Origin of the sequence: Geobacillus sp. FJAT-46040, assembly GCF_002335725.1 — a bacterium.
GTDB classification, from domain to species: Bacteria; Bacillota; Bacilli; order Bacillales; family Anoxybacillaceae; genus Geobacillus; species Geobacillus thermoleovorans.
Genome location: NZ_NISS01000001.1, coordinates 2,992,328 through 2,996,616 on the forward strand (window position 1 = coordinate 2,992,328; position 4,289 = coordinate 2,996,616).

Below are 4,289 nucleotides of genomic sequence, written 5' to 3' on the forward strand. Positions count from 1 at the left end.
CGCCGGATCGAGTCGATGCCGGGATGCATCCGGGACTATCGGGAGTGGCTGTCGGAGCAAGGGGTGGAGACGACCGGCATGCGTCCGATGGGCCACGCCGAGAGCGTGATGAGCCGGTTTGCGCATCGGGTGAAATCCCGCCGCAGCTGGAAAGACCAAGGGCTTCGGGCGTTTCTGAGGGCGATGGCAGCCCGAATCGACGGGATTTGGCGGAGAAATGGGCAGTTGGTGGAGGAAGAAGAGACCCGAACGGCAGCCTCGGCCTCGACGAAGTCCAAGCGGGTTGAACAGGCCAAACGGAAGGCAGGACGGTTGTGGGCAGATGTGGTGCGTCAGAATCTACCGTGTCTGCAGCGGTCATCCGGGACGCCGATCCATCAAGCGTTGTCGGCGCTTCGGGATTTTGGTTTGGTGTAAAAAAATGGAATACAATATCATCACTTCAAGATGAGGGATGAGAGTCCGAAAGCGCTTACGATATCAATTCCTGAAAATGGTTCGCTAACTAGTGATTGACAACACCCGTAGTGAACCGAAAAAATGTTCTCCACAAAGTCTTGACTGACTCAACGGTTGCGAAAGCGTTGACAAAAACAGCAAGTTGTCGTATAATGCAAAACGGACAACGAAATATTGCGGGATTGTGACTGCTTCGAGCAGGCAAGACCTAAAACGTATGAAGGGAACGGCAAGTGAGTCATGCCGCTAGATCGCCCTTTGTATGTTTTAGGTCTTTTTTGTTTTTCATTTCACCATCATTCAGAAGGGGAGGAGTTCACCGATGAATTATGAACACATTGCTAAACAACTCATCCCGCTCCTTGGCGGGAAAGAAAACATCATTAGCGTAACTCATTGCGCGACACGGCTTCGCCTCGTCTTAAAAGATGACAAAAAGGCCGAGGCGAAAGACATTGAAAACATTGAAGGGGTTAAAGGGGCGTTTTCCAGCTCCGGACAGTTTCAAATTATTTTTGGCACCGGCGTGGTGAATAAAGTGTATGAGGCGTTTGTCCGGGAAGCAGGGATACAGCAAGGTGATGCTGATGCCCATCAAGAAGCCATCAAGCAAAAAATGAATCCGCTCGCCCGCTTTGCGAAGACGTTGTCAAACATTTTTGTCCCAATCATCCCAGCCATTGTCGCGAGCGGTTTGTTAATGGGTTTGCTTGGGATGATGAAGGCGTTCAAATGGGTGGCGGCAGACAGCCCGCTGTATATTTTGCTTGATATGTTTTCGAGTGCGGCGTTTATTATTTTGCCAATTTTAATCGGCTTTAGCGCGGCGAAAGAATTTGGAGGCACGCCGTTTTTAGGGGCGGTCATCGGCGGTATTATGACTCACCCGGCGCTATTAAACCCGTGGGGATTGGCCGAGGCCAAGCCAAACTATATGCATTTTCTTGGCTTTGATATCGCTATGGTCGGGTATCAAGGGACGGTCGTGCCGATTTTGCTGGCGACGTATGTGATGAGCAAATTGGAGCGTGGATTGCGAAAAGTTGTTCCCCATGCGGTCAGTTTGCTTGTTGTTCCATTTGTGACCGTCATTTTGACGGGATTTATTACGATTTTGGCCATTGGTCCGCTCGGCAATTTGATTGGCGATGGGATTACGAAGGTGTTGAACTTTGTTTACCATTATGGCGGTGCGTTAGCTGGCCTTATCTTTGGCGGATTGTACTCGATGATCGTCATTACCGGTGTGCATCATAGCTTTCATGCCATTGAAGCGAACTTGTTGGCGAAACTTGGGGTCAACTATTTACTGCCAATTTGGTCGATGGCCAACGTCGCCCAAGGCGGCGCCGGTTTGGCTGTATTTGTCAAATCGAAGCGGACAAAAACAAAAGAGATTGCGTTGCCGGCGGCCTTGTCAGCTTTTTTAGGCATTACCGAGCCAGTCATTTTCGGGGTGAACTTAAAATACCGGAAGCCGTTTATCGCTGCGGCCATTGGCGGCGCGCTCGGCGGAGCGTACGTCGTATTTACGAATGTAGTAGCTAATGCCTACGGGTTGACCGGCATCCCGATGATCGCCATCGTTGCGCCGGAAGGGCTCACGAACTTAATGCACTACTTAATCGGTTTTGCCATTGCCGTCGTTTCAGCGTTTGTGGCGACATTCCTTCTAAAGTTCCGTGAAGAAGAAGAGTGAGGGGACAAGCGGATGAAATCCGAACAGGAACAGAAACTTATTGAACAAGCATACGCTGAAGTCGAAAAATATGAGACTCTTGTCAATCGTGACCGGTATCGGCTTCGCTACCATCTCATGCCTCCTGTCGGGTTGATGAACGATCCAAACGGGCTGATCGACTGGCACGGAACGTATCACGTCTTCTACCAATGGATGCCGTTTCGCACCGGCCATGGCGCCAAGTTCTGGGGGCATTATACATCCCCAGACTTGGTTCATTGGCAAGCAGCGCCGATTGCGTTAGCGCCAAGCGAATGGTATGACAAAGATGGTTGCTATTCCGGCAGTGCGATTAGTTGCGATGGAAAACTCGTGCTGTTTTACACTGGCAATGTGAAAGATGAACAAGGAAACCGCCAAACGTACCAATGCATGGCCGTATCGGAAGATGGCATTCATTTTACAAAAAAAGGCGTCGTCATTACACTTCCGGACGGATATACGGCCCATTTCCGCGATCCGAAAGTATGGCGGTATCAGGGCCATTGGTATATGATCCTGGGGGCGCAAAGCGAAAGCGGCGATGGAAAAGCGGTGCTGTTTCGTTCCGCTGATCTTTGTCATTGGGAGCATCTTGGCCCAATTGCTGGCGGCAACATGAACGGGCTTGGTCCGTTTGGCTATATGTGGGAATGCCCAGACTTGTTTCCATTAGATGGGCAAGACGTACTCATCGTCTGCCCGCAAGGATTAAAACCGGACGGCATGCGCTACCAAAACGTCTACCAGTCAGGTTATTTTGTCGGCCGCTTCGACTACGAACGGGCCGAATTCCTTCACGGGACGTTTGAGGAGCTTGATCGCGGCTTTGAATTTTACGCCCCGCAAACGATGCTTGACCGGAACGGGCGGCGCATCCTCATCGGCTGGATGGGCGTGCCGGACCAGGATGAAGACCGTCAGCCGACAGTGAGCCACCGCTGGGTGCACGCGCTCACCTTGCCGCGCGAACTTCGCCTCACTGGCGGCAAGCTGAGACAGACGCCAGTGGAAGAGCTGAAACAGTTGCGCAAACAAAAAGTAGCATATCCAAGCGCCACTGTGGTGAATGAGCTGAGGTCATGGCCGGGACTCGAGGGAGATGCGATCGAACTTCGCCTCGACAATATCGAACTGTTCGGAAGCATGATGGAAATTTACTTTCGCCATGCGGCTCGCCTTGTTTACAATAGTGACGAAGGGGTATTGACGCTTGAACGGAAAAGCTTTGTGAACGGGCTGACGGAGAAGCGGCAATGTCGATTGCCACGTCTTCGTTCGCTTCATGTTTTCCTTGATACGTCATCGATCGAACTGTTCGTCAATGATGGCGAAGAGACGTTCACTGCGCGGTTTTTTCCGCATCCGGACGACCGAACGATTCTGTTCGGAACCCACGGACATCTTCATATGGATATCGAGAAATGGGATTTGTTAAGATGAACTTGCAGTAAACAGGCTGCCAAACAAGCGCTGGTCGTTTGGCGGCTTTTTTATCATTTCGGGTCAAGAAGCGCCATTCCCAGCGAGGGCGTAGGGGAGAGATCGTTTCCGTGTGGCGGTTCGTTTTGTGAGAGAATGAGCAATATATGATTGAATTTGCCCCTTTCCCCTTCTATAATGAATATAGATCATGTCTTGACACTAATAATGACAGGGGGATACACATGAATCAACCGATGATTTCCCAGCGCAAGCTGTTAGGCATTGCCGGTCTCGGTTGGCTGTTTGACGCGATGGATGTCGGCATGTTGTCGTTTTTGATGGCGGCCTTGCAAAAAGACTGGAATTTGACGGCCGGCCAAGTCGGCTGGATCGGCAGCGTCAACTCGATCGGCATGGCGGTTGGGGCGCTCGTGTTCGGATTGCTTGCGGACCGGATCGGGCGGAAAAACGTTTTTATTTTCACATTGTTGCTGTTCTCGCTTGGCAGTGGGCTGTCGGCGCTGACGACGACGTTGGCGGCGTTTTTGGCGCTCCGCTTTTTGATCGGCATGGGACTTGGCGGCGAGCTGCCGGTCGCGTCAACGCTCGTCTCAGAAGCGGTGCCAGCTAAGGATCGCGGCCGGGCTGTCGTGCTGCTCGAGAGCTTTTGGGCTGGCGGTTGGCT

At 51.8% G+C, this 4,289-nt stretch carries 4 protein-coding genes; all 4 read left to right on the forward strand.

From position 1 onward, the window contains the following. Nucleotides 1–417, forward strand: a 417-nt coding sequence (locus CD000_RS15980) for a UPF0236 family transposase-like protein (RefSeq protein WP_198962504.1), incomplete at its 5' end; no start/stop codon positions are given. A gap of 364 nt (nucleotides 418–781) precedes the next feature. Further along, complete coding sequence (locus tag CD000_RS15985) at nucleotides 782–2,158, forward strand: sucrose-specific PTS transporter subunit IIBC (protein ID WP_096226023.1); 1,377 nt, start codon at nucleotides 782–784, stop codon at nucleotides 2,156–2,158. 12 nt (nucleotides 2,159–2,170) lie between these two features. Then, on the forward strand, nucleotides 2,171–3,622 hold the full coding sequence (locus CD000_RS15990) for a glycoside hydrolase family 32 protein (RefSeq protein WP_096226024.1): 1,452 nt from the start codon (nucleotides 2,171–2,173) through the stop codon (nucleotides 3,620–3,622). 224 nt (nucleotides 3,623–3,846) lie between these two features. Then, on the forward strand, nucleotides 3,847–4,289 hold a 443-nt coding region (locus tag CD000_RS15995; protein WP_143425288.1), incomplete at its 3' end, for an MFS transporter.